Below are 25,071 nucleotides of genomic sequence, written 5' to 3' on the forward strand. Positions count from 1 at the left end.
TTTGCGGGATAATCGTATATTTCAGGAGCATTTTATCCTATCCTATGAAAAAGATCCTGCTCCTGGGGATCGGTGCGCTGTGCCATATCCACGCCTCCGCCCAGGAAAACCTCGCCATCATCGCCGATTCCATCCGCCGGGAAGGCTTGCAGCTGTATCAGCACATCCAGGCCCGGAAAACCGGTGTAGCATTATTCGAAGCCGACACTACCGGCCGCCTTTCTTTACAGGCCGCTGGATATTTCAGTTACCGTTCCGGGTCGGACTATGTATTGATCATGCCGCATCGCGGATCGGTCAAAAACCCGGTCGTCACCAGTTATCGATTCGACGCCCATCTGACCCCGCAAACCGCAAAAATGGAAGTGGGCAGGAACATGACGGCAGCGGAAACGGACATTTGGGAATTGTGGAACCTGGCCACCGACCTCGTCAAAAAAGACGCAAGGTTCAAAAAAGTGAGGGACACCCAGTTCATGATCGTTCCCGTTGTGGAGGGAGACGTCCGGAAAGTGTACGTTTTATCCACCCCTTCGCGCAGCAATACCTTCGTGCTCGGCAACGATTATCTCCTTCAATTCAACGGCGCCCGCGAAGAAGTATCCATGACGGAATTCCACACCAATCTGCTCATGACGCCCACTGGCCGCAAATCTTCGGGCCATATCCACGGCAGGGCCAATTCCCCCTACATTACCGCTACCGACGTCTGCGCGTTCATGCTGCATCCCAAAGCGTTCGACCAGGCATCCATGCGGGTGGTGTCTCCCACGCATATTTCGGAGTGGAACATGGCAGACAATACGCTGTACATCGAACCGCGGATGCAATAGCGGCCCCTGTCCCAAACCGCCTCCAAATTGACCTGAATCCCCCTCTCCTGCCGTTCTACAATTACTTAGGTTTGTATCCTCCTAAATAAAACAAGTTATGAGCAAGGTATTTATCAGCATGGGCGTTTCGGCAGACGGGTTCATCGCCGGGCCCGACGGCGGCCCCGCCAATCCCATGGGTGGCGCGGCGCCTTTTATTCACGACTGGGTATTCGACATGCATGCGTTCCGAAGCCGGTTGGGGATGGAAGGCGGGCAGACCGAAGGGGAAGACAATGCCATCGTGGAAAATATCTTCACCCGCTGCGGCGCTTACGTGCTGGGCAAGCGGATGTTCGACGAAGGAGAAGCGAGCTGGCCGGCCGATGCGCCTTTCCGTGCACCCGTGTACGTGCTCACGCATGCAAAACGTGGCCCATGGGAGCGGCCCGGCGGAACGGTATTCCACTTTACCGATGAAAGTCTCCGGGATGTACTGGCCAAAGCCAGGAAAGACGCGGGCGGGAAAGATGTACGGATTTCCGGCGGGGCCAATGTCGTGCGCCAGTATCTGAATGCAGGGCTGGTAGACGAACTGATCATCCATCAATCGCCTTCCGTGATCGGCTCCGGCGTGCGGCTGCTCGAAGGGCTGGACCGCGACGCGTTTTCCCTGGAAATAGAACGGGTGGTATCTTCTCCCCGCGTGACGCATATGTTCTATAAAGTCCATAACAAGTAAGCACATCACCTATCCATAAAAAGAAATCCCGGCGCAGCAGCAGCACGCCGGGATTTCTTTTTTTATCCGTGGATGGTTTTATTTGTTGGGAATGGACGCCAGGTGGGCGTTCAACGTAGTGCGCTCCAGGCCTTGTCCGTCGGTGATCAGCCACACCAGCATCTGGATAGTGGAAACCGCATCGAAGTATCCGTCGAAATTCGGGTATTCCTTGAGGGCGGTTTTCTTGTTTTTCAGGAGGTCGAGCAGTTCGCGGAGGAGCGGGCTGTTGGTCACTGGCCCGATTTTATAGGTGATTTCTCCGGAACTGGGGTGCCTTCCCGAGTTCACACAGTAGAGTTTTATGCCTACGCGCGTGGTGGATTTCGCTTTCAGGGCGATGGTCGTGTTCTGGATGAGGATACCGCTCTGGTAGTCGCCGTTCTGTGAGATGACGATGAGCCCTGCCGGGATCGTGTACGAAACGGCAGTGGCATTGCTGTTGACGAAAGCCACGCAAACCTCTACGAGGCCGCCGCTTCCTGCTTCATAAGCGGTGTCGCACACTTCGCCCTTGATCGGGGCCCCGGAAATGGACACGCCTGCCGGGAAAGTGAGGGCGGTGCCCTGCGGTTCGCCGCCGGCCTCTCCCATTCCGGGGATTTTGCCGGGCTGTTCCTGGGGCGCGTCGTCTTTCTTGTCGGACTTGCTGCAGGAAATAATCGTGAATGCCGCGAAGATGGCGGCGGTTAACAACACAAAGGTTTTCCCTTGTCGCATAATGAGATGGTTTTTTTGATGATACAATTAATCAGACATGGTCTGTCATGGTTCCGGTTGCTGCTAAACGGGCCTGGGCGGGAAAAACGGGGAAGATACGCTCCCCGGGAAGGGTGCGGGAGATATGCTGCCAGTAATTCCGGGGCCACGGCGGACCCGAGTTGCAAAAATAATACCTGATTTACAAGGATTTATACTTTTCCCGGAAAATGCGTGGAAATACGTGGCGGAATCATTGGCAGGATGAACAAATCCCGCCCCGGGTTGTAATTTAATAAACCAAATATCCCCCCATGTCTGAATCCACACCGCGCGAATCCCCCGAAAAATTCGTTCCCCGCGGGGCCATCGCGTTTTTCGCCCTATTGATCTTCATTGGACTCGTTATTTGGTTCGGCATCTATTTCGTGATGCTGGCCCGGTCTTAAACCCGGAAAATATGCTGGATAAATTTGAAAGAAACGTCATCATCACCGCGCTTACCGTTTCGGCGCTGTTCATCTTCTCCATCTTTTACGCACTGGGCGCCAAGCGCCAGGACGTATCGGAGTGCCTGCCATACAACAAAACCTACGAAACGGCGCGGGTGGAGCAAATAGACGCCAAAACGTACCAGATTTACTATGTGGCGCGTATGTGGAACTTCGAACCGGCCATCAGTTACATACCGGTCGGCAGCGAGGTAGACCTGTTCGTGACTTCGCTGGATGTAGTGCATGGGTTCAATGTGTTCGACAAGAACGTGAACCTCATGGCCGTTCCCGGCGGCGTGGCGAAGACTACGGTCAAGTTCACGGAGCCCGGCGTCTACAAGATCGTGTGCCATGAATTTTGCGGCACGGGCCATCAGAACATGGAAGCGGAAATCATCGTCAACTATCCCAGAAAATAACACCTACTATGCAGGTAAGCCGTCCTATTCGCAACATCCTTCTCATCGAACTGTTCGTGCCGATTTTACTGCTCACCCTCGGTATTTACCATGGGCTGATGCAGGTGATCTACCGCTCGGGGGTCATCCAGCGGACGTCCGTAGCCGGGCTGGATTACTACCAGGGGCTCACGTTGCACGGGGTCATCAACGCCATTGTGCTCACCACGTTCTTCGCCGTAGCGTTCGGGCATGCCACCATGATCTTTTACACGAAGCGCGAGCCGAACAAAACCGCGACCCTCGTTTCCATGCTGCTCATGGTGATCGGGACGGGCCTCGCCGCAGCGGCCATCCTCGCGGGGAAAGCGTCTGTTCTCTACACGTTCTATCCGCCGCTGAAAGCGCATCCCGCGTTTTACATCGGCACGGCCATGCTGATCGTGGGGTCGTGGATACCGTATTTCGACTGGGTCAGGATGTACCTTTCCTGGAAGCGCGAACATCCCCAGGAATCCACACCGGTGGCCGTTATCGGAACGCTCGTCAACTTTACGATCTGGTTCGTGTGTACGCTCGCGGTAGCGTATGAAGTGCTGGTGATGCTTGTTCCCTGGAGCCTCGGCTGGACGCAGGAGATCAACATCATGCTGGCCCGCACGCTGTTCTGGTTCTTCGGGCATGCGCTCGTTTACTTCTGGCTGCTGCCTTCCTATATCATGTTTTACACCATGCTTCCCAAGCTCGCCGGCGGCAAACTGTACTCCGGCAACGCGGGGCGCATCGCGTTCTTCATCTTCCTCATCCTGTCTATCCCCATCGGCGTTCACCACCAGTTCGGCGACCCATCTATCGGCCGCGGCGTGAAGCTCACCCAGTCGATCCTCACTTTCGGCGTCGCCATTCCCAGTTTCATCACCGCATTCACCATTGCCGCATCACTGGAATACGCCGCGCGGAAACGGGGTGCCACCGGGTTGTGGAGCTGGATCTGGAAACTGCCGTTCTTCCGAAAAGACGTCTACCTGTTCGGTTACCTCATCAACGGCCTTATCCTGTTCATTTTCGGCGGCCTTACCGGGCTGGTCAACGCTTCCTATTCGCTGAACAACGTTGTCCACAATACGTCCTTCATCCCCGGCCACTTCCACCTCACCGTAGGCGGGCCCGTTTTCCTGGCCATTCTCGGCATGAGCATTTACATGTTGTCGCAATTGACGGGCAAGCGCATTTACGCGCCGGTGCTCAATACCATCGTGCCGTACCTCTGGACGGTGGGCGTGCTGATCTTTTCCGCCGGACTGATGTATGGCGGACTGATCGGTGAACCGCGGCGGACGAACATGGGATTGACTTACCTGAACCCTTCCAGCGAACAGTTCAACCCGTATTGGGTGGTATCGTCGATGCTGGGGCTTGCTGGTGGCGGGATCATGTTTACGGCGGGATTGCTGTATTTCATTTCCTTCTTCGGGACCTGTTTCCGCAGGCGGTCTGCCGAGCCGGTGATAGACCTGCCTGTGAGCGAAACCCTGCACGAAGAGCGCCGCGTGCCGCTGCTGGACAGTTTCAAGCCCTGGCTCGCCATCATGGGCCTGATCATTTTCCTGACCTACGCGCCGGCTATCTCAGACGCGATCAACAACACGAACCGAAAAGCGCCACCTTATAAACCGACGGACCCCGTGCCCGTAGTACGCCAATAAACCCTTATGCCGCAACGCCTGAACATATTGAAATCCTGGAAAGCGTTCGTGCTCCTCATCGCCGGCGTTCCGCTGGCGGCATACGGCATCGTGCGGTTCGCGGAAGACCGGTATGGCCGGCTCCCCTACTTTGCGCCGAATAACGAACGTACCGGCAGTGCAGAAGATGCGCCCGGGCTGGGGGAATTTTCGTTCAGGGACGCGGATGGTAAACTGACGGAAAGCAAGGAGTGGAAAGGACGCATCACCATTGCGCATTTCTTTTTACGTCTTGCCCAACGATTTGTCCGCTGATGATGTCGAACATGAAAACGATACAATCCGGTGCGGGCGATGCGCGGCTGATTTCCGTGACGGTAGACCCCGCCCACGATTCGCCTGAAAACCTGCGTGGGTACATCCGCCGGACGGGTTTCGGGGAAGGCAACTGGCGATTGCTTACCGGCGACAAGCGGGAGCTTTACCGGTTCGCGCGGAAGGGATTGTTCGTTACGGCGACGGAAGGGGACGGCGGGCCGGAGGATTTCATCCACAGCGACCGGCTCGTGCTGCTCGACAAAAACCTGCGCATCCGCGGATATTATAGCGGCATATCCGATAAAGAGGTGCAATTGCTGCTCGATGATCTCAAAAAACTGCAACATGAACGTTAAAGGCATTTTCGTCCTGATCGTACTGGTTTCGCTGCACGTCCGCCTGTTGGCGGCGGATGCGGAAGAAGGCAAAAAGCTGTTCCAGGCCCGGTGCGCCTCGTGCCACAACGTCCACAAGAAACTGACCGGTCCGGCGCTGGCGGGCGTGGACGGGCGGCGTCCGGAGGATTGGATCATCCGGTTCGTCAAATCTTCGCAAAGCATGATCAAAACCGGCGATGCCGCCGCGCTGGCGATCTTCAACGAATACAACCAGGTGGTGATGCCCGACCATCCCGACCTGAACGACGAGCAGGTGCGTTCCATCATCGCTTTCATCAAAGCCGAAGCGGCAGCAGCGCCCAAAGACGACGCGCCTTTCGCCCGGCCGGGAAAGCTGACGCCCAACCTCATGCCACTTAGTATTTACAACTTCCCCTTCATGCTCGCATACCTGTTGCTCATCATCGTGATCGTGCTGCTGCTGGTGTTCCTCGTCAACATCAAAAGCATCGAGAAAAAGATGCATGAAGGGAACGGCCCGGAATCATGAAACGCAATACCCGCCTTGCTATATCGCTCCTGCTGATCGCAGGAGGTTCCCTCATCTGGTACCTGTACGGTTACCGGCAGCGGCTGCTGTACGACGTGGCGGCGCTGTTGATGATAGCCGGAGGATGGCTCCTGCTGGGGTTCCTGTGCTTTGGGTCGCTGTGGCAGCGCGGGGACTCGCGGTTTCAGCCCGACCGGCGGAACTGGCTCCGGGGGCGGAAACTGCTGCTGGTGGGCGGTATTGCGGTGTTGATTGGCGGAAACGCCATTTGGGCCGATAAGGCGTCTGACCGGCTGGCAGCTTCCTGGCTGCGGGGGCCGTTGCAGCGGGCGACGGCTACGGTGCTGGAGGTGCGGCTGTTACAGGGGTCGGAGCAATATTTTTATGAAACGCGGGTCCGTTACCGGGCCGGCGCCCGCGAGATGCGGGAAATATTTACCAGCTCCCGGCATTACAATCCGGGGGATAGCCTGTCGGTTTTTTATGCGGCCGCCCACCCGGAGGTGTTCCGGGTGGAGGGGCAGAGATGACGGCTGAAGGGCCCGAGGCTACGGTTTATGGGAAAATTTGCGGTGGCCGGGCGGAAAGGGCGCAAGTTTGTGCCAAATGAGAAAGACATGCTGATATTGATGATAGTCCTGGGCGTGAGGGGTTGGTGGAAGAAAAATTCCCATCGCTTCAAACATCGTTGACCCCTTCTTCACAAAATATTTTTTCCTCGAAAAAATTTTCCGGTTCGTTATTCTGCTACATTCAATTAATATCTGTTTTTTAAAAACATAAGCACTGTGCTTATGCATACAAAAAGCAGGAATTGTATCATGACGTTAAACAGGTACGAATTTTCCACCCCTACCCCGTTTGGCGACATCGATAAAATAAGAATGCTAATTGCAAAAACAGCGATGATCAAAAAGAAAAATAATACCGAAGCATATGCCAAAGTATCCAATAAATCTCCTTTTGATTTCATTACAACCACGGAAATCATCAACAATCCGACGAAAAAGAATATTCCGGAAGTAGACATTATTAACTTAAAATAACTTTGTATGACAAACATCATTGATTGGGTAGTCATTTGCATATTTATCTGCCTCGGGCTTGCCTTTGCCATGTTCGTAGATTTTGCGAAACCTCCATTTAACTTCAGAAAGAGAGAAGAATAGATTTCGGAGTACAATGGTGCACCTTCCAGCAGCTCTTTTCTCAGGGCTGCTGCTTCATTTTTACTTGCACTGTCCATCTTTGGCTCATTTATTACCCTGGTCAGCTCTTTAAATATTTCCATTTTATTTTTGAGCCTGAAGTGATGGGTAAATTGCATCACATCATTGACCCAGAACGTTAAGGACAGTAATGTGACCAGTACAAAAATTCTTTGTGACAACGATTTTTTGCTATCCATAAAATAGGTTACTAAATATTCTGCTTGAATCATCTCTCAGATTTTCGGGTTAAAAAACAATGTGATGCGCAATAGTAAATTGTAATCGAATCGAAAAATTTTTCGACATCATATTTTTTCGAGCCGAATCAAAACAACCGTAGCCAGCATCCCATCCCCCGACATCCCGAAATTTCCGTAACTTCATGTCCACCCCAAAAAACCCTCATCCAATGGCTACCCCAACCCACGCAACGGGGCCCACATCCCCGAAGGCGGCAAAACCCTTCTTCGGGAACGCCCCGCAACCCACCCCGCCCTTCTTCACGCCGGCACCCACCTCCGTGCAGAAGGAAGACGCACCCGAAACACCCACAAAAGACAAAGAACCCGACGTACCCATCCAATTCGGATCTTTCGAAGTATTCTGCCAACTGTTCGACGATCTCATCATCAAATGGCCCAAACGCTGGCAGCAATCCTATCAATCCGCCAAAAAACACGGCGGCAACACCCTCTTCGACCCCAAATTCGGCGAAGACCTCATCAGCAAGGAAATCATGTCGCTCTACAATATTTTCTGGGCCATCCAGCTGCAATCCAACTCACCATATGGTTCCAAAGTCGATTTCTCGAAAGGCCTCGAAATGGCGGAACAACTCACCGGCGTATCCGGCACCTGGCTCAACATGGCCTCCATCGCCCTGCATATGGACATGGAAAAATACCTCGGCGAAAAAATCCCCATCTACGCCAAACAAAACCTCGGCATCTTCCTCATCTCCGGCGCCCTCCTGCAAAGCGGCCTCGTAGGCCTCAACGCCCTCACCAAAAGCGAGCTCGATTTCACCTCCATCCTCGGCCCCGCCACCAAAAAATGGACGGAACCACCCGGCGGATTCTCCCGCCCCTTCGTGCTCGACAATATCCCCGACGACCGCTGGCGCCCGCCCTTCTATCAACCGCCCAAAGCCTTCGAACTGAAATACTCCGGCACCGATGAAAAAGCCGAAGAGAAAAAACTCAGCCTGGGCCTCGGTTTCAACCTCGCCTCCGCACTCGGCAAATACCCTGACGACGAAAAAGAAAAAGCGAAATACAAAGGCCTGGAACTTTTTCCCTACTTCCAGTATTTCAACTCCGAAGCCATCCCCGGGAAACCCGATCCCAAAGAACAGCACAAATTCATGCTCGGGCTTTACGGCGGCGATAAAGGCGTGTACGGCCTCGGCGAAGGCGGCGGCCGTTTCAACGGCGACCAACTGCTGGAAGGGTACGGCAGAGGCGGGGTTTCTTTCCGGAATTTCGGCCGGCTCTCCCTGCTCGACCTCACCGGTGAAGTGGATTACCGCCCCGATGCGGAAGCGAAATGGCGCGGCAGGCTCAACGCGGCGGCACAATTCAATATCCTCGACTCGAAACGCTTCGAATTCAACTTCGGCGCAGCCGCCGGGGCGCTCCTGCCTTCCGGTGGACAACCCGGCGCCATGGATTACCGCACGCAGCTGTCGTTCATGCACAAATACAACGACAAACGATTCTCCCAACCGCTCAAATCCGGCGTCGAGTTTACGTATAACTATGGGCTGGAAGACCCCTTCAGCGCCGACTCTTCGCGGATTTCGGGGTTCGGGGCGCGGGCGGTTTTCATGAGCATGCTGAAAGGAGGTTTCGAAAGGTTCGAACATTACGAAAAAAGCGACACCCTGCCCGAACAAGACCTTCACTTCTTCCTGGCGTTCGATTTCGCGCCGGTTTTTGCCCGAAAAAAGGAGGAAAAGAAAGACAAATAGCCCGGCGAAACATTCTGCCCCCCGGCAGCGTTATTTCTTCACTATGCTATCTTCGATCCTCGACAACGACTTCTACAAGTTTACCATGCAGCAGGGCGTTATCCGGCTATTCCCGTACGCCCGCGCGCGTTACCGCTTCATCAACCGCGGCCGGCATTCCTTTCCGCCCGGCTTCGCCGATGCGCTCCGGAAAGCGGTAGACGATATGGCCAGCCTGCAGCTTACCCGAAAGGAAAAACACTTCCTCCAGCTCACCTGCCCTTACCTCGACCCCGTGTACCTCGATTTCCTCGAAGGCTATCGATACAACCCGGAAGAGGTACATATTTCGCAGGATGGCGATCAGCTGGAAGTGGGCGTGGAAGGACTTTGGTACCGCGCCATTTTGTGGGAAGTGCCCGTGATGTCGCTCATCTGCGAACTGTTTTACACGCTTGGCCACGCGGAAAGGATTTCCAACGAAGCCATTATCGAAAATACCCGGCAAAAAATCGAACGGTACCGGCATCTCGGCGTTACGGTAGCAGATTTCGGGACGCGGCGAAGATATTCATACAAAGTGCACAAGCTGGTGGTGGAAGCATTGAAGGAATTCGGGACGGGGTCTTTCATCGGCACCAGCAACGTTCACCTCGCTATGATGTTCCAGACAAAACCCATCGGCACGCATGCGCATGAATGGTTCATGTTCCACGCCGCCCGGTTCGGCTTCAAAATGTCGAACGCGACGGGTTTGCAGAATTGGGTGGACGTTTACCGCGGCGACCTGGGCATCGCACTGTCTGACACCTATACCACCGACGTTTTCCTCAGCCAGTTCGATAAAATGTACTCCAAACTGTTTGACGGCGTGCGGCACGATAGTGGCGACCCGCTCGCATTTGCGGACAAAGTGATCCGGCATTACAGGAAAATGGGCATCGATCCACTCAGCAAAACCATCATTTTTTCAGATGGCCTCAACGTGGAAAAAGTGGCGCGGATCGCGGAGCATTGCAGGGGCAGGATCGGAATGTCTTTCGGGATCGGGACCAGCCTCACCAACGACGCCGGCCCCGAAGCCATGAACATTGTCATCAAAATGACGGCTACCAGTCCGCATAACGGCGAATGGACCGAAGTCGTGAAACTTTCCGACGAGCCGGGCAAATATACCGGCAGCGGGGAAATGATCCGCCAGGCGAAACTGGTGCTGGGCATCGATGACGCACAAAATGCGTAAATTGGGGGATGATGATGGACACACGTGCTTTTCTGGACACCCATTTTCCGCAGTTCGAACCGGAATTGAAAGCAGAACTGGCGGAAATCGCAGAGATCAGGAACATCCCCGCAGGAGAAACCCTCATGCGCACGGGCCAAAATATCCGCTCCACCGTATTGGTAGCCGAAGGCCGGCTGAAACTCTACCGCGAAGGGCGCGACGAAGGCGAGATTTTCATGTATTACCTCGAGCCCGGAAACGCCTGCGCCCTTTCCATGGTATGCGGCCAGCAGCAGGAAACCAGCGGCGTCATGCTCAAAGCCATCGAAGACAGTACCGTGATCCTCGTTCCCGTGAAATTCATGGAAAATTTCATGCAGCGATACAAGGGCTGGTATAATTTCGTAGTGGAAACTTACCGCGAACGCTTCGAAGAGCTCCTCACCCTCATCGATCACATCGCCTTCCGCGCCATGGACGAGCGCCTGGTATATTACCTCGACAACCAGCGCGAGAAACTCGGTACCTCCAAACTCCACATCACCCATAGCGAGATCGCTACAGACCTTCACTCTTCCCGCGAAGTGATCAGCCGGCTGCTGAAAAAACTAGAGCAACAGGGGAAAGTCAAACTACACCGCCAATACATCGAGATGTTGTAACGGTGACCTGGGTCACCTTCGTTGCCGCCTCCATTCCGGACATTTGCAGGATCAAAAAAAGTACCTGCATGGAATGGACGGGCTACATAGCGGCAATACTCATCGGCATCTCCCTGGGGCTCACGGGCAGCGGGGGTTCTATCCTCACTATGCCCGTACTCGTGTATCTTTTCAGGCTGGAACCGGCCCTGGCTACCACCTATTCCCTTTTTATCGTGGGCAGTACCAGTCTTGCCGGTGCGGCGGGCAGTTACCGGCGGCGGGAGATTTCCGTGGCCACGGGTTTGCTCTTCGGCATATCCAGCGTAGCGGCCGTGTTGCTGACCCGGCATTTTTTGCTCCCCGCCATTCCCGCAACGCTTTTCACATCCGGCAGTTTTACCCTTTCCCGCGACATGGCTATGATGTTGCTGCTTTCCGCGCTCATGCTGGCCGCTGCCAGGTCCATGATCCGTGGCAAGGCGCAGGGAACGGACGCGCCGCTTCCCGGGAAATGGCTGCTCCTGCTGTACGGCGCCGGCACCGGCCTGGTGACGGGGCTCCTGGGCGCGGGAGGCGGCTTCCTGCTCATCCCGGCGCTGGTGAACCTGCTGAAGATGCCCATGCGCACCGCTGCCGGCACCAGTCTTTTCATCATTGCGCTGAATTCGCTGGCGGGGTTCGCGGGGGACGTAGGGCATTTCGAGCTGCAATGGCCGCTGCTGCTCACGCTTTCCGCCCTGGCGCTCGTTGGCATGGCCGTGGGCACAAGGGTATCGCAACGCGTATCAACGACGGGCCTTCGCAAAGGGTTCGGCTGGTTCGTGCTGGCGATGGCCGTATTCATCATTTTTAAAGAACTCAACACATGATAGCATTTCTCCAACAACCATGGCCATGGTACGTGGCCGGGCCGCTGATCGGCCTCCTCGTGCCGGCGTTACTGCTGACGGGCAACAAAACCTTCGGCATCAGTTCCAACTTCCGGCACATCTGCGCCGCCTGCGCGCCGGCCAACATCTCCTTCTTCCGGTACAACTGGAAGAAAGAATCCTGGAACCTCATTTTCGCACTGGGCATCCTCGCCGGCGGCTTCGTTGCGGCACAGTGGCTCGGCAACGGTCAGCCTGCCAGCATCCATCCGGCGCTGGCGGCGGAATTGAGCCAATACGGGGTACATCCCGAAGCGGCGATCGTTCCGGCTTCGCTGTTCGGCATCGACCAGATTTTTACTTTGAGAGGATTGATTTTGATGGTAGGAGGCGGACTGCTCGTGGGTTTCGGTACCCGTTACGCCGGCGGCTGCACGAGCGGGCATTCGATCATGGGCCTGTCCAGCCTGCAATGGCCGTCGCTGGTGGCTACCATCGCGTTCATGGCCGGGGGCTTTCTCATGGCGAATCTCATCCTTCCCTATTTACTCGCATTATAAACATCTGATAGCATGAAATATTTGAAATACCTTTTATTCGGCATCCTCTTCGGCATCGTGCTCGTAAAAGCGGAAATGATCAGCTGGTTCCGCATCCAGGAAATGTTCCGGATGCAATCGTTCCACATGTACGGCATCATCGGGAGCGCCGTGGCCACGGGCATGTTGTCTGTATGGCTCATCCGCCGGTTCAACATCAAAACCATCCACGGCGAAACGGTCGTGATCCCGGATAAGAAATTCAACAAAGGGCAGATTTACGGCGGTCTCCTGTTCGGCCTCGGCTGGGCCATGACGGGCGCCTGCCCCGGCCCCCTTTTCGCACAGGCCGGTACCGGCGCGGCAGCCGTGGGCGTCACCATCCTGGCAGCCATCGCGGGGACCTGGCTCTACGGCCGCTTCCGGGAGAAACTGCCACATTGACTGCGGTATGAAATCAGGCGGGGCGATGACGGCCGTCAATGCACAGGCTCCGGATTTGCAAGACCTTTGCATGGTGACCGCAGTCACCGTACCAGCTAGGAACAATTCCGAAATTTGTAAAAACGAAAAGCAATGAAAATCAGACAATTCGAAGATAAAGCACTCGCACATTTCTCCTACGCCATCACGGGCCCTGAAGGCACCGTACTGGTAGATCCGGGGCGCGACCCGCTTCCTTACCTGGAATACGCTGCGGCCGAAGGTTCCAACATCACCGGCATCATCGAAACGCATCCCCATGCCGATTTCGTGAGCTGCCACCTGGAACTGCACAAGGCCATCGGCGCCACGGTCTATTGCTCCCGCATCCTCGAAGCCACTTATCCGCATACCACATTCGATAACGGCGATACCATCTCCCTCGGCGGAGGCGCCGTACTGAAGGCCCTGAACACTCCGGGCCACTCGCCAGACAGCATCAGCATCGTGCTCGAAGAAAACGGCCAACCCACCGCCGTGTTCACCGGAGACACCCTGTTCATCGGCGATTGCGGCCGGCCAGACCTCCGCGAGAAAACCGGTAAGGTTTCCGCCAAACGCGAAGCCCTTGCCAAAGACATGTACCACAGTCTCCGCGAGCAACTGATGACCCTGCCCGACGAGGTGGTAATTTACCCCGCGCACGGCTCGGGATCCCTGTGCGGAAAAAACCTGTCGTCAGCCACCAGCGCCACTATCGGCGAACAAAAACAAACGAACTGGTCGCTGCAGGATATGACGGAAGCTGAATTCGTGGAAGCCCTGCTTTCCGAGCAGCCTTTCATCCCGAAATACTTCCCGTACGACGTTTCCATCAACCGCAAAGGCGCGGAAGACCTGGAAACCGCCCTCAAAAAAGTACCCGGCTGCGCGCAGTCCAACGCCGTTGTGATCGACGCGCGCCCGGAAAACATATTCAAACAAGGCCACATTCCCGGGGCTATCAACCTGCAGGACGGCGGCAAGTTCGAAACCTGGCTGGGCAGCATCGTGACACCCGATGAGCCGTATGTGCTCCTCGCCGGCGACGCCACCAGCCTGGAAACCCTCATCCGCAGGACCGCCAAAATCGGCTACGAATCCTTCATCGCCGGTACCGGCATCGCACAGGGAGGCACAGCCATAACGCCCGCGCTGGATGTGGACGCATTCCGCGCGCATCCTGAAAACTACACGATCGTGGATGTCCGCAATGCGTCGGAAACCGCCGCAGGCCTTCTTTTCCCCGGCGCCATCGCCATTCCGTTGCATCAGCTCCGTGAAAGAACGGCAGAGATACCCGCAGGTAAACCCATCGTGGTACATTGCGCCGGCGGATACCGCAGCGCGGCCGGCAGCAGCATCGTAGCCGCGGCCCTTCCCGAAGCCATAGTATTCGATCTCGGGGAATCCGTAAAGACATTTCTGGGCTAAATGCCCGTACGCATCAGGTTAAGTCGGGCTGGCTCATTTGGGCCGGCCCTTTTTTATCGCTCCATGAAATCTTTCACGAACCGGTAACCGTTTTCGAAGAAGAGATTTTCCGCGAATTGCGCCACATCCAGATCGTCGTACCATGCAGATGCGTCTTCCAATTGCGACAGGTATACTTTGAACTCGTTGCGGATGGTACGTTTGAGGCGTTCCATATCGCGCACACCGGGCATGGTGATGAATGGATTGATGAGACCGTCGAAATCGCTGCCAATGGTGATGTGACGGATGGACGTATCCAGCGGAATGCCCGCCCGCAGGCAGGTCTGGAGGAAATGCTTCAGGTGGAGGAAAATATGGTCGTAGTACCAGCGTTCCAGCATCCCCTGTTCTTCCCAATTCTTCTTCAAACGCGCCACGGCCAGGCAATGATCGGCATCCACCTTGTTGCGGTATTTGCCGAGATCGATCTGCAACTCGTCCCACTCCGCCAGGGAAATAAAATCCGTATCCACCACAAAATCGCCGTCCAACCTGCCGTCTACGTCCGCATCGAACGGATCGACGTAGCCGAGGATGCGCCGGTCCATCGACAGCCCGATCATGCCGCCGTGGCTGACGATCCAGGCGATCTCTTCATCGAACAGGTTGATGGTAGACATGTTGAAAGTGGGCGTACAAATGGGCGATGGCATACTTTCCGCCGACAGCGTTTTCGCCATTTCCACGCGCACTATCGGCCCTTCCGCCCTTATCAGCGCGGCGTATTCCGGCCAGGCTTCGAACGGGATACCCGTAAAGCCCGCATGCGAGCAAAGCAGCGGCACGGGGGAATGGAGCGGCGTATCGCCCTGCCCGTCTACCGCACGCATGAGATCGCGGCGCGATTTGTAGCTCATATGTTTGAGATCGGGATGGATGCCACGGTCGAACAGCGCCTGTGCCACCGCGTACCCGTCTGGTTCCATGCCGTTGCCCGTCGGGAAAAACGGTTTGGGATCGGTGAGCTGGATGCCGAACGCATGGTTGCAGAGGCTGGATTGCTGCATGTGCGTGAGGTTGATGGCCAGGACGGGCACATCCCGCGCCAGGAGCCGGTCGAGGTTATCGACGATCTCGCTGACCGGGAAAAATTTCCCGTTGCCCGTCCGGTTCACGCTGTCTACGAAAGAATGGCATCCTTCCACCACGAAAAAAATATTGATCCGGTCGGTACGGAGGCCGTTGGCAAAGGTGTCGCGCGTCACCACATGGAAAATATCGCTGTTATCGAGATAGGCGTTGAGGGTGCGGTTGATGAGGAAATCGGTGTAGGCTTTGTATTCGTTGCGGACGATCTTTTTGAGCAGCGGCTCCGACAATTTATGCTGCGATCCTGCGCGGAGGTGCTGCCGGAGGGGAATGACCTCCGCGGCCAGGTAACTTTCCATACTGTACAGCACGATCCCCAGGAGCACGCCTTCGGCGTAATTGTCCAGTTGCGAGGGGTGGATTTGCGACTGGATGATGTTGGGAATGTCCGTACACTGCGATTGCAGGACTTTCACCTCGTTCCGCCCGAGCATGTCGGTGACGGTCCCGGATTCGCTGAACAGCTGTTTGAGGATGGGATGGGTGTGAAAATCAAAGTATTGCATGATAGTGGGGTTTGACGGGGGTTATAGGAACAACGATACGCGGCTGACGGTGCGTGAATTGGGGCTATGCTTCAGTATACGTAAGTTAAGGAATTTTTACATGCAGGCGGGCTCCCGGCCGAAGGCGGCAGGCAAAAAACAGCCGGCGCCAAATGGGCGCCGGCGTGTTAATTATGGGTTAGTAAAGCTATACGAATGCGCTGAAACCGGTGATGGCGCGGCCTACGATGAGGGAATTGATTTCCTTGGTGCCTTCGTAGGAATAGATCGCTTCCGCGTCGGCCACGAAGCGCGCCACGTTATGTTCGAGCAGTATGCCGTTTCCGCCCATGACTTCCCGGGCGCGGCTCACGATGTCGCGCGTGCGGAGGGAACAAAATACTTTCGCGAGGGAGGCGTGCTCGTCTTTGAGCAAGCCCTGGTCCTGCAACTCCGACAATCTGAATACGAGCGACTGCATGGCGGTGAGGTTGCTGAGCATTTCCACGAGGTGGTTCTGGATGAGCTGGAACGAAGCGATGGGCCGGCCAAACTGTTTCCTTTTCAGGGTGTAGGCGAGCGCGTTCTCGTAGGCGCCGCGGGCACAGCCCACGGCCATCCAGGCTACGCCGGCGCGGGTCATCTGGAGCACGCGGGCGGTATCTTTGAAGGAATTGGCGTTTTGGAGGCGGTCTTTTTCTTCCACCACGCAGTTATCGAGGGTGATGAGCCCGTTTTGCACGATGCGGAGGGCCATTTTGCCTTTGATCTTATCGACGTTGAAGCCGGGCGTGCCCTTGCGCACGAGGAACCCTTTCACTTCGCCGTCGCCCAGGTCTTTGGCCCAGATGACGGTAACGTCGGCGAAGGGGGCGTTGCCGATCCATTTCTTCTGGCCGTTGAGCACCCATCCGTCGGCCGTGCGCTGCGCGGTAACGGTGAGGCCTCCCGCCGCGCCGGAGCCCACTTCAGGTTCCGTGAGGCCGAACGCGCCGATGGTCTTGAACTGCTGCATGCCGGGGAGCCATTCCTGCTTCTGTTCTTCCGAACCGCACAGGTAAATGGAGCCCATGGCCAGGCCGCTCTGCACACCGAAGAAAGTGGCGATGCTCGCATCCACCCTTCCCATTTCCATGGCAATGATGCCTTCCATGAGGAACGATTTGCCGGGGCAGCCGTATCCCTGGTAGGTGAGGCCGCAAACGTTCAGCTCCGCGAACTTCGGGATCACCTCATGCGGGAACTCGTCGTGCAGCCAGTAATTATTAACGATCGGCGCAATTTCGCGCTCCATGAATTCGCGGACTTTCAGCTGAAGGGCACGGTCTTCATCGCTCAGGCGCAGATGCAATTCGTAAAAATCAGCATTGATTTCCGGCAGCACTTTTTCCTTCTTCCCGCCTTCCATCATCTTCATCAAACCTTTCAACTGCTTGTCGTCCAGTTTGGAAAACCCTTCCATTACCTTCTGCAGATCTACTTTCTTCGAGAGCTTGTTCAATTGGTCGAAGTCGATGGATTTGAACAGGCGGTAGGCCTGCCGGATCTTTTCCAGTGTTCCTGCCATGATATTTTTATTACAATTTACGAATTATATCTGCCTTGCGCGTAGCGTTGCGCATCGGTCACTGTGCCGAATGCGGCATTATGATGTATTATTCTCCGCTGCGCAGGATCATCTCCTCCGAAAACGCTTCTCCCCCGTTGATTTCTGTCCGGATCAGGAGGGAACCTTCCAGCATTTTCGAAATGGGGCAGGCCTTCGCGATCTGGAGGAGCCTTTCTTTTTGTTCCGCATCAGCGTCGGGATGGAAATACACGTCGCGGTCGATGACGGAGATGAGCTGGCCGTCGCTCACGCGTTGCGCCATGTTACAGTTGACGGTGATGGTAGGGATGTCCCACCCCTTGCGGTCGATATACATCCGCAAAGTAGCCAGGGTACAGGAGGCAAGTGAAGAAAGGAAAAGCGTGAAAGGGTCGGGGCCGGTATCTTGCCCGCCCGTTTTTTCGGGTTCATCCGCGATGAAGGTCCCGTTCCGCCATTCGATCACGCAGCGGTATTTCACTTCCCCGATGGTGCCGCGCACCGGTTTTTCCATTTTGTACTGCATGCTGCAATGTACGGCTTATACGGCAGTATCTCGATTACCCATACCGAGGCTTATCAATAATGCTTCTTTTATGCCTTCCATGCCTGGAGAAGCATAGATCAAGATTGCATCGGCATCAAATTTACGCAGTTGTATATTAGGAGGAAGCGATGCTGTCTCCGGGCTTGGGCCCCCAGTTGGCAAAAATTGCGGTGTTTCAGCAAAAAACCATAGATAATTGCTGTCATACCCATCCCATAAATCAACCAGCAGGTTATCGAAATCTCCATCAGGAAACCGTGCACATGCAAACTCCAACGAATGCGAAGTAATTTTCAAATCCAGCAAATCATTCCAGAATCCAAATACTGGTTTCAGCCGTTCCGAACCCGCAATGCCATGCCATCCCCGAAAGAAGAAACCATTTTTCAGCGCTTCGCCGCACCTGCGAAAAAGCTGTTTCAACAATTCACAATCTTCCTGATTGGTTAGCTCCAGTTTATAAATAACCGTTCCACCATCTACTTCGTATACGTCAGCCATTATTCCGGGAATTGAGTTTTATCGATTTTGGGCAGGATGCGGAGGGCGTTTTTGTAGTATACCTTTTTGAGGATATTGTCCGGCAGGTTGAGGCCGTACATGCGCCAGAACGCGTGGTATTTCTTGTGATAGGGGAAATATTCGTCCGCGGTTTCCAGCACGCGGAAATAGGTGGCATATTCTTCCGGCACCCAGGAATCTTTCCCGAAGAGGATCCTGTCCTGGTACTTTTCGAAAAACGCGCGCGCCATTTGGGGCTGACGGCCCAGTTCGGCGATCACGGCCCCGAATTCCACCACGATATTTGGCATTTCGTCCATCAACCGGGACAGCTTCGCCAGATCGTTGGCGTACCAGCCGAAGTGCGCGTCGATGAACGTGGTTTTGGGATGCTTTTTGAACATCCGGTGCTGCTCGGCGATGAGCGTTTCCCAGGGCGCGGGATCGTTGGGCCCGCGCTTGCGGCCGGGATGGGTCACGATTTCCAGCCAGCGCTCGTTGTGCTCGTCTACCGGGTCCCAGAAGGGTTTGGGATCGGCGGTGTGGATCAGCACGGGAATTTTCAACTCCCCGCATTTGGCCCAAATCGCGTCCAGCCGGGGATCGTCGACCGTCACGCGGTTGCCTTTATTATCTTTCACGCTGAGGCCGAGGTTCTTGAAAACCTTCAGTCCGCCCGCACCTTCGCGCACATCCTGTTCCAGTTGCGCCACGGCTTTGGCCGTCCATCCCTCCTCCCCGATCCCATTGAAATTAATGTTGTGGAACACGAGGAAACGCTTCGGGGCGCTGGCTTTGATGTTATCCGTCATGGCTTTCAGCCCGCTGCCGTTGCCACCGCTGAGGTTGACCATCACGCGCATATTGAGCTTATCCATGGCGCTGGTCAGGTTCCCGAGCGATGCGGAGCCCATGTTCCATTGGTGGTTATGAACGTCGACGAAAGGGTATTTGGCGCGCGACAACGGATGTTCGGGTACTTTCAGCGTGGATACGGGATCGTACTTTTCGAAATCCATTTTCTGCTGCGCGATGGCGGCGGCGGAGCACAGGAGGCAACCGGCGAAGGCATAAGTTCTGAGCATAAGCGTTAAGGGTAAGATAGCTCACTAAATCTACACATTACAGGGGATTCTGCAAGCCGAAAATGACGAGCGGCGATCCCGGCGCTTCCGGCACGGGGTCTGCCACGCCCGGCTGCGCGGGATCATAAATGGCGACGCCCACCCGGGAATCGGCGCATCCGTAATACAGGTACCACTTCCCGCCGAGGAAAGCCATCCCTTCGATGAACACCGTTCCATCTCGATACTGACCGCTTTTCTCGAAAGGCGCCATGGGCCGGAGGAACGGCACGTCCAGCCGGGCGATGGGCCTGGTCGGGTCGGCCGCGTCGAAAAGCACCTGGCCCGCGCAATAGGCATTGGCGTTGAAACGGGGATCGCGGTTCGGGCCGGACTTGTTCTTCCCGTTATACAGCAACAGGATGCCGGACGCGGTTTTGATGGCCGGAGGACCGCATTCCGTGAGATCGCTGTCGAAATAACCGTTACGTGGACGGATAAACGCCTTCAGCTCGCCCACCGTATCCACCACGGGCTCCCAGTCGGTCAGGTTATCCGACCAGGCCCCGTACACCCCGTTTTCGCCCCAATACATGAAATATCGGCCGTTGATCTTCGAGATCACCTGTTTACCGTCTGCGACCTCCGTCACCAGCGAAGCGGATTTGCTCCACCGTTCCACGAATTTACCGTTGAAAGCCTTCGCGAAAGCGGGCCCGTGCTTTTGCCAGTGCACCAGGTCCCGGGAAGTAGCCACGCCCAGCCGCGCGACCTTGCGGTTCCATTGGGTGTAGAGCATCACGTAAAGCCCGTCGGGCGTTACGGCCACGCGCGGGTCTTCGCATCCGCCGGGGTATTCGTTCACCTGCTGGCTATCCGGCCCGGGAAAAAGCACGGGTGTGCGCATCCTGTCAAAAGTAATCCCGTCGCTGCTTTCGGCATGCCCGAGGCGGGAAGTGCGGAAACCGATGCCCACGCCCGATTTGTCTTCGGCACGGTACAGCAGTACGATGCGCCCGTCTTTCACCGCCGCTGCGGGGTTGAACGTGTCGTTGGATTCCCAGGCCACGGAATCGCCGCGCATGGGGCACCAGAATTTTACAAGACTGTCGGGGGAAATGACGGGATTGACGCCTTCGGGCCTGACGAACCCTCCCATGGCCCATCCGGGAAGGCGATGTTGCGCGATGGCGGGCTGCAGGCTGAGCAACAGCCATAGCACCGCCAGGAAACGTGGAATTTTCATATTCGGAATATACGAAAAAACCCGGCGAATGTATTATTCTCCGGGTTCCAGGGCGCGCCGCATGAAGCTGCGCACTTCGTCGTTGAGATCGTCGGCCGAAAGCATGCGGAAGTGATGGTTCACCTGCTGCTGCCCCGGCACGGGCGCGATCTTCTGAAAGCACAGATTATCCGGAAACGCCCTGGGGAAAGGGAACACCGCATGTATAAAGTTCTTTCCGACCTGCGTCACGTAAGCGGCATGGCCGCCGCGGCCGTTGATGGCGATCATGGATTTGAGGGGCTCCTCACCCGTGGCGCCTTCCTGTTTAAACGCGTCCAGGAAAGCGGCGTACAGTGCGAGGGCTTCGCTGGATTTGCCTTTCAGCAACGGATGTGTATCGCTCATGGGCTTGCATTTCCTGCAAGTTACGAAACGGCATCAACCCGCACGGCGACTTTCCTCCTCGCTGCCCGATTTCCGTTCACGCGCGCCTTCCACTTTCGAATTCCCGAAGCGGTAGGTGAACGAAACGTTCAGCGTCCGGTTTTGCCAGCGGTTGTTCACGTCGAGGTACACATTGTTGAAATCCGCCGTTCCCCGGAAACGGGCGGAAGCGAAAATATCGTTCACGCTCACTTTCAGCGTGCCTTTCTTGTTCATCACCGTTTTCTGCACGCCGGCGTTGGCGGCCCACATCGCTTTCGAGCGCCAGATGCCGTATACGTTCGGTGCTTCGTACCAGCCGCTCAGCTCGATCTTGATCTCCTTCGGCAAAGAAAAGGTGTGGGTGGAATTGAAATGCCAGGAAAGGCTCTTGGTGGAAAAATCCCCGAGAGAATCGCGGATGTAATACTGATTATGGAAAATGGAGGCATTGGTGTTCGCGTTCCACCATTTCGTGAAATCCACCGGCAGCGTCACTTCCGCCGAAATATTCTTCCGCGTTCCCAGGTTCCGGGAAGTGCTCGTCGTCACCCGCGATTTTTCGTTCAGGATCAGATATTCGTCGATCACGTCGTTGGTTTGCGTGTAGCCCGCGGAGAAAATGTATTTATTCTTGAAGGTGTACGACAGTTCGGTGTTATGCGTGTATTCCGGCGTGAGGTAAGAGTTCCCGCGGAAAAAGGTGTATTTGTCGAGGAAGAACATGAACGGGTTCAGTTGTCCGTATCCCGGCCGGTTGATGCGCTTGTTGTAGGTGGCGCCCACCTTGTGATCGTCCGAGATTTTATAGTCGACGGTGAAATTGGGAAAGAAATCGGTATAATATCTTTTGATGCGGTTCTTCAGCGAAATCGAATTTGCATCGGAGGAAGTATGTTCCACGCGGAGCCCTGCCGTCATATCGAGCTTCTTCCAGTTCTTTTTCAGGGTGGCGTAGCCGGCAATTACGTCTTCGCGGTAAATGAACTGATCGTATTGGGAATAGACGGGTTTGTAGCCGCCGCCAACCAGCGAATCGTACGCCATGTTGTTGTCCGTTTCCACGAAACTCCCTTTGGCGCCCGCTTCCAGCTTGGTCGATTTGTTCAGCGCCTGCACCCAGTCTGCCTTGATGCTGCGGATTTTGATATGGGTGAAAGGCAGGGTACGAAGGGCGCTCTGGTTGAGTATTTTGTGATCGGATTCGCGGCGCATGCTGTCAGACAAATACGTGTGCATGCGGTTGTAGAATTTCGCGTAATCCGCGTCCATGGAGAATTCCGACCCCAGTGTATCGATCTTCAGCTTATAATTCAGGTTGGTGGAAATGCCACGGAAACGGTTGTTGCCCGTTACGTCGGAATACAATACCGAATCGATATTCATTCCCGGCCGCATGATCTCCGTGGCACTGGGCGCCGAGCGCCAGAAAGCGTTGGTATACCCGTTGGCCATCACGCCGATGGTTTGCTTGTCATTGAGGAACCAGTCGAACCCGATCTTCCCGGAACGGTTGAGAAAATCGTTTTTCTGGAATACGCTCTGGTGATAATGCAGCGGCTCGTCGCCCCCGGTTTTACGGTTCAGTTCGCGGGTATTGAACCCCTGGCGGTCGCCGAGGTTGAAATTCCCGAAAGCGTTGAACTTCTTCGTTCTCCAGTTGAGCGTTACACCGGTGCTGTAATACATATATCTGCCGTTGCCGCCCGAAAGGCTCACCGAGCCGTTGAAGCCCGTCAGCTGGCCTTTTTTCGTCTTGATATTGATGATGCCCGAAGAGCCGGCGGCGTCGTATTTCGCACTGGGACTGGTAATTATTTCGATGGAAGCCACGCCTTCCGCGTTCATGCTTTTCAGCAGTTCGGCGAGCGCTTCGTTGGACAGGTACGTCAGTTTCCCGTCGATCATCACCGTAACGCCCTGTTTGCCTTTGAGGACGAGGTTATCGTCTTTATCCACGGTAACGCCCGGTGCGCGGCGAAGGAGGTCGAGCACGGAGTTGCCGGCCGCGGCTACGCTGCCTTCCACGTTGAGCACCGTTTTTCCTTCGGCGCGTTCGATGAAGGGTTTCTGCGCCGTTACTTCAACGCCTTTCAGGCTTTTGGGAGCAGCCTGGAGGATGAGGGTTTTAAGGTCTATGTTTTTCTCCTGCAACTGGAAAGCGGCTGTGCGGGCGGTGGTGAACCCCATCTGGGAGGCTTCGATGAAATATTTCCCGGGGCTAACGGACTCGAACTGGATTTTGCCGTCGGTATCGCTCATCTGTCCCTTCACGAGCGATGAATCTGCGGTCTTTTTCACGACCACACTGGCGAAAGGAAGCGGGTTCCCTCCTGCGTCGGTGACCTTGAGGTAGATATTGCGTTGCGCAAACGAGACGGATGTGCACACGACGAGGATCAGCACGGTTAGAATGGAGCGGAGTTGCATAACAAGGTTAAATAATAGTTGCTGTAAGGATGACGCTGTTAAAGTTCGCACGGATTCACGGTTTTCACGGGCCGTTCATCCCAAATCCGCGCTACTGGATTATTTGACGGGATAATCCTGCGGCAGCGGCGTTCTTAATAAAGACGTGCCGCAATGCCGTTAGTTGCAGGCAAATGACGGGTGGTTGGGATGGCCGATGAGTGGCAGGAAACGGCACGGCACCGGCAAACGATTGCGGGCAACGTGCAGCGGGTACGTACGGGCACGTACGGAACTTGAGCTAACTACTTGATTTATAAATCGATGTAACCAGAAGGAACTCCCGAAACACCCGGCTGCACAGCAAACAGGCTGCCGGAAAGGGGGTATTGTGCCAGGTCGGTTTCCTTCGCTGCGGTGGTGATGAGCAGCGTGCCGAGACGGGGACCGCCGAAACAGCAGGCCGTAACATTGGGAACGGGGATTTCGATGAAGTTGATCTGTTCGCCGGTGGCAGGATCGTACCGCCCAACGCCGAAACCGCCCCACAGCGCGATCCACAGCATGCCTTCCGCGTCGCAGGCCATACCGTCCGGCAAGCCGGATGCCGGCGGGATGGTGATGACGATGCGCTCGTTGGCGATCGTGCCGTTTTCTTCGATGTCGAATGCCACGATGGTGCGGGCGAGGCTGTCGGTATAATACATCGTTTTGCCCCCAGGGCTCCAGGTGATGCCGTTTGAGCAGGCTACGGCGGGATAGCGCACTTCAGCGCCCCGGCCTTTCCCGATCAGATACAGATCGCCGCCGCCCGCGCGGTGATCGAACGTGGTGGTACCGATCCAGAGGCGGCCCTGCGCGTCGGCGGCGCCGTCGTTGCACCGGAGATCGTTCCAGCGGAGGCCCATGTCTGTGAGCAGCGTTGTAGTGCCATGCAGCAGGCTGAGGCGGGAAATGCCGCCGTGATGGGCGATGATGAGGTGGTCGCGGTCTTCCGGCAGGGCGAGGGAAACGTGGCGGCCGGGCGTCCATTCGTAGATTTCGCCTGCAGGCGCCTCCCGCACAAAAACCTTTCCGGCGGCGATGTCTACCCATATCCAGCGGTGGTGCGCGCCGTCCCAGCGCGGGCTTTCTCCCAGCATGTTCCCGGCTTCCAGCCATAGCGGCGCCACTATCCTTTCGTGCATTTTCATCATGCGGAAAATTATTAAATAAAATCCTTGTCTGCACACAATTTCAGCAAAATATCCCTATCTTTCGGGTACGTACCCGTAAATCCGGGTTTTCC

At 55.6% G+C, this 25,071-nt stretch carries 27 protein-coding genes; 16 read left to right on the forward strand and 11 right to left on the reverse strand.

Annotated features, from left to right (window positions below; genetic code table 11):
- The first annotated feature begins 44 nt into the window (after positions 1–44).
- Complete coding sequence (locus WJU22_RS24200) at positions 45–833, forward strand: hypothetical protein (protein WP_341840747.1); 789 nt, start codon at positions 45–47, stop codon at positions 831–833.
- Between the two features lie 97 nt (positions 834–930).
- Positions 931–1,554 (forward strand): dihydrofolate reductase family protein, encoded by a 624-nt coding sequence (locus tag WJU22_RS24205; protein ID WP_341840748.1) that lies wholly within the window; start codon positions 931–933, stop codon positions 1,552–1,554.
- Positions 1,555–1,632: 78 nt separating this feature from the next.
- On the opposite strand, the gene WJU22_RS24210 is transcribed toward WJU22_RS24205, so the two are convergent.
- Positions 1,633–2,313, reverse strand: a complete 681-nt coding sequence (locus WJU22_RS24210; RefSeq protein WP_341840749.1) for a hypothetical protein — start codon at positions 2,311–2,313, stop codon at positions 1,633–1,635.
- Positions 2,314–2,606: 293 nt separating this feature from the next.
- On the opposite strand from WJU22_RS24210, the gene WJU22_RS24215 reads away from it, so the two are divergent.
- Genes WJU22_RS24215 through WJU22_RS24245 form a run of 7 tightly spaced genes read left to right on the forward strand, consistent with a single transcriptional unit; the run spans position 2,607 to position 6,605 of the window.
- Complete coding sequence (locus tag WJU22_RS24215; protein ID WP_341840750.1) at positions 2,607–2,741, forward strand: cytochrome c oxidase subunit 2A; 135 nt, start codon at positions 2,607–2,609, stop codon at positions 2,739–2,741.
- Between the two features lie 11 nt (positions 2,742–2,752).
- Positions 2,753–3,205, forward strand: coding sequence for a hypothetical protein (locus tag WJU22_RS24220; RefSeq protein WP_341840751.1), 453 nt, complete (start codon positions 2,753–2,755; stop codon positions 3,203–3,205).
- Between the two features lie 8 nt (positions 3,206–3,213).
- Positions 3,214–4,890 (forward strand): cbb3-type cytochrome c oxidase subunit I, encoded by a 1,677-nt coding sequence (locus WJU22_RS24225; RefSeq protein WP_341840752.1) that lies wholly within the window; start codon positions 3,214–3,216, stop codon positions 4,888–4,890.
- Positions 4,891–4,896: 6 nt separating this feature from the next.
- Complete coding sequence (locus WJU22_RS24230) at positions 4,897–5,184, forward strand: hypothetical protein (protein WP_341840753.1); 288 nt, start codon at positions 4,897–4,899, stop codon at positions 5,182–5,184.
- A gap of 11 nt (positions 5,185–5,195) precedes the next feature.
- On the forward strand, positions 5,196–5,543 hold the full coding sequence (locus tag WJU22_RS24235) for an SCO family protein (protein WP_341840754.1): 348 nt from the start codon (positions 5,196–5,198) through the stop codon (positions 5,541–5,543).
- Complete coding sequence (locus WJU22_RS24240) at positions 5,533–6,075, forward strand: cytochrome c (RefSeq protein WP_341840755.1); 543 nt, start codon at positions 5,533–5,535, stop codon at positions 6,073–6,075. The genes WJU22_RS24235 and WJU22_RS24240 overlap by 11 nt, the downstream gene beginning before the upstream one ends.
- Positions 6,072–6,605 (forward strand): hypothetical protein, encoded by a 534-nt coding sequence (locus tag WJU22_RS24245; RefSeq protein ID WP_341840756.1) that lies wholly within the window; start codon positions 6,072–6,074, stop codon positions 6,603–6,605. The genes WJU22_RS24240 and WJU22_RS24245 overlap by 4 nt, the downstream gene beginning before the upstream one ends.
- A gap of 227 nt (positions 6,606–6,832) precedes the next feature.
- Here the strand turns inward: WJU22_RS24245 and WJU22_RS24250 are convergent, their stop codons facing one another.
- A complete protein-coding gene (locus tag WJU22_RS24250) occupies positions 6,833–7,516 on the reverse strand; it encodes a hypothetical protein (protein WP_341840757.1) in 684 nt (227 codons plus the stop codon).
- Between the two features lie 179 nt (positions 7,517–7,695).
- On the opposite strand from WJU22_RS24250, the gene WJU22_RS24255 reads away from it, so the two are divergent.
- From WJU22_RS24255 to WJU22_RS24285, 7 genes are all read left to right on the forward strand, one after another.
- Positions 7,696–9,255 carry a hypothetical protein gene (locus tag WJU22_RS24255; protein WP_341840758.1) on the forward strand — a complete coding sequence of 520 codons (1,560 nt, stop codon included), beginning with the start codon at positions 7,696–7,698 and terminating at the stop codon, positions 9,253–9,255.
- 43 nt (positions 9,256–9,298) lie between these two features.
- Complete coding sequence (gene pncB, locus WJU22_RS24260; RefSeq protein WP_341840759.1) at positions 9,299–10,477, forward strand: nicotinate phosphoribosyltransferase; 1,179 nt, start codon at positions 9,299–9,301, stop codon at positions 10,475–10,477.
- An 11-nt stretch (positions 10,478–10,488) separates the two neighbouring features.
- Complete coding sequence (locus tag WJU22_RS24265) at positions 10,489–11,121, forward strand: Crp/Fnr family transcriptional regulator (RefSeq protein WP_341840760.1); 633 nt, start codon at positions 10,489–10,491, stop codon at positions 11,119–11,121.
- Positions 11,122–11,189: 68 nt separating this feature from the next.
- Entirely contained in the window at positions 11,190–11,972 is a 783-nt protein-coding gene (locus WJU22_RS24270) for a sulfite exporter TauE/SafE family protein (protein WP_341840761.1), read from the forward strand.
- A complete protein-coding gene (locus tag WJU22_RS24275; protein ID WP_341840762.1) occupies positions 11,969–12,532 on the forward strand; it encodes a YeeE/YedE family protein in 564 nt (187 codons plus the stop codon). Before WJU22_RS24270 ends, WJU22_RS24275 begins: the two co-directional genes overlap by 4 nt.
- A 12-nt stretch (positions 12,533–12,544) precedes the next feature.
- Complete coding sequence (locus WJU22_RS24280) at positions 12,545–12,955, forward strand: DUF6691 family protein (protein ID WP_341840763.1); 411 nt, start codon at positions 12,545–12,547, stop codon at positions 12,953–12,955.
- A 132-nt stretch (positions 12,956–13,087) separates the two neighbouring features.
- A complete protein-coding gene (locus WJU22_RS24285) occupies positions 13,088–14,407 on the forward strand; it encodes an MBL fold metallo-hydrolase (protein WP_341840764.1) in 1,320 nt (439 codons plus the stop codon).
- Between the two features lie 53 nt (positions 14,408–14,460).
- On the opposite strand, the gene WJU22_RS24290 is transcribed toward WJU22_RS24285, so the two are convergent.
- The 9 genes from WJU22_RS24290 to WJU22_RS24330 form a co-directional block, all read right to left on the reverse strand.
- A complete protein-coding gene (locus WJU22_RS24290; RefSeq protein WP_341840765.1) occupies positions 14,461–16,044 on the reverse strand; it encodes a hypothetical protein in 1,584 nt (527 codons plus the stop codon).
- Positions 16,045–16,231: 187 nt separating this feature from the next.
- Entirely contained in the window at positions 16,232–17,590 is a 1,359-nt protein-coding gene (locus tag WJU22_RS24295) for an acyl-CoA dehydrogenase family protein (RefSeq protein ID WP_341840766.1), read from the reverse strand.
- 88 nt (positions 17,591–17,678) lie between these two features.
- Positions 17,679–18,137: an OsmC family protein gene (locus WJU22_RS24300; RefSeq protein ID WP_341840767.1), complete on the reverse strand. Its 459-nt coding sequence runs from the start codon at positions 18,135–18,137 to the stop codon at positions 17,679–17,681.
- 15 nt (positions 18,138–18,152) lie between these two features.
- Positions 18,153–18,659 carry a hypothetical protein gene (locus WJU22_RS24305; RefSeq protein ID WP_341840768.1) on the reverse strand — a complete coding sequence of 169 codons (507 nt, stop codon included), beginning with the start codon at positions 18,657–18,659 and terminating at the stop codon, positions 18,153–18,155.
- Positions 18,659–19,744: an amidohydrolase family protein gene (locus WJU22_RS24310; RefSeq protein ID WP_341840769.1), complete on the reverse strand. Its 1,086-nt coding sequence runs from the start codon at positions 19,742–19,744 to the stop codon at positions 18,659–18,661. The genes WJU22_RS24305 and WJU22_RS24310 overlap by 1 nt, the downstream gene beginning before the upstream one ends.
- A gap of 37 nt (positions 19,745–19,781) precedes the next feature.
- Positions 19,782–20,969, reverse strand: a complete 1,188-nt coding sequence (locus tag WJU22_RS24315; protein ID WP_341840770.1) for a glycoside hydrolase family 130 protein — start codon at positions 20,967–20,969, stop codon at positions 19,782–19,784.
- 33 nt (positions 20,970–21,002) lie between these two features.
- Positions 21,003–21,356 carry a hypothetical protein gene (locus tag WJU22_RS24320; protein ID WP_341840771.1) on the reverse strand — a complete coding sequence of 118 codons (354 nt, stop codon included), beginning with the start codon at positions 21,354–21,356 and terminating at the stop codon, positions 21,003–21,005.
- Between the two features lie 33 nt (positions 21,357–21,389).
- Positions 21,390–23,804: a TonB-dependent receptor gene (locus WJU22_RS24325; RefSeq protein ID WP_341840772.1), complete on the reverse strand. Its 2,415-nt coding sequence runs from the start codon at positions 23,802–23,804 to the stop codon at positions 21,390–21,392.
- Positions 23,805–24,097: 293 nt separating this feature from the next.
- Positions 24,098–24,979, reverse strand: a complete 882-nt coding sequence (locus tag WJU22_RS24330; protein WP_341840773.1) for an SMP-30/gluconolactonase/LRE family protein — start codon at positions 24,977–24,979, stop codon at positions 24,098–24,100.
- Positions 24,980–25,071: the final 92 nt, after the last annotated feature.

The organism is Chitinophaga caseinilytica (genome assembly GCF_038396765.1).
GTDB lineage: Bacteria > Bacteroidota > Bacteroidia > Chitinophagales > Chitinophagaceae > Chitinophaga > Chitinophaga caseinilytica.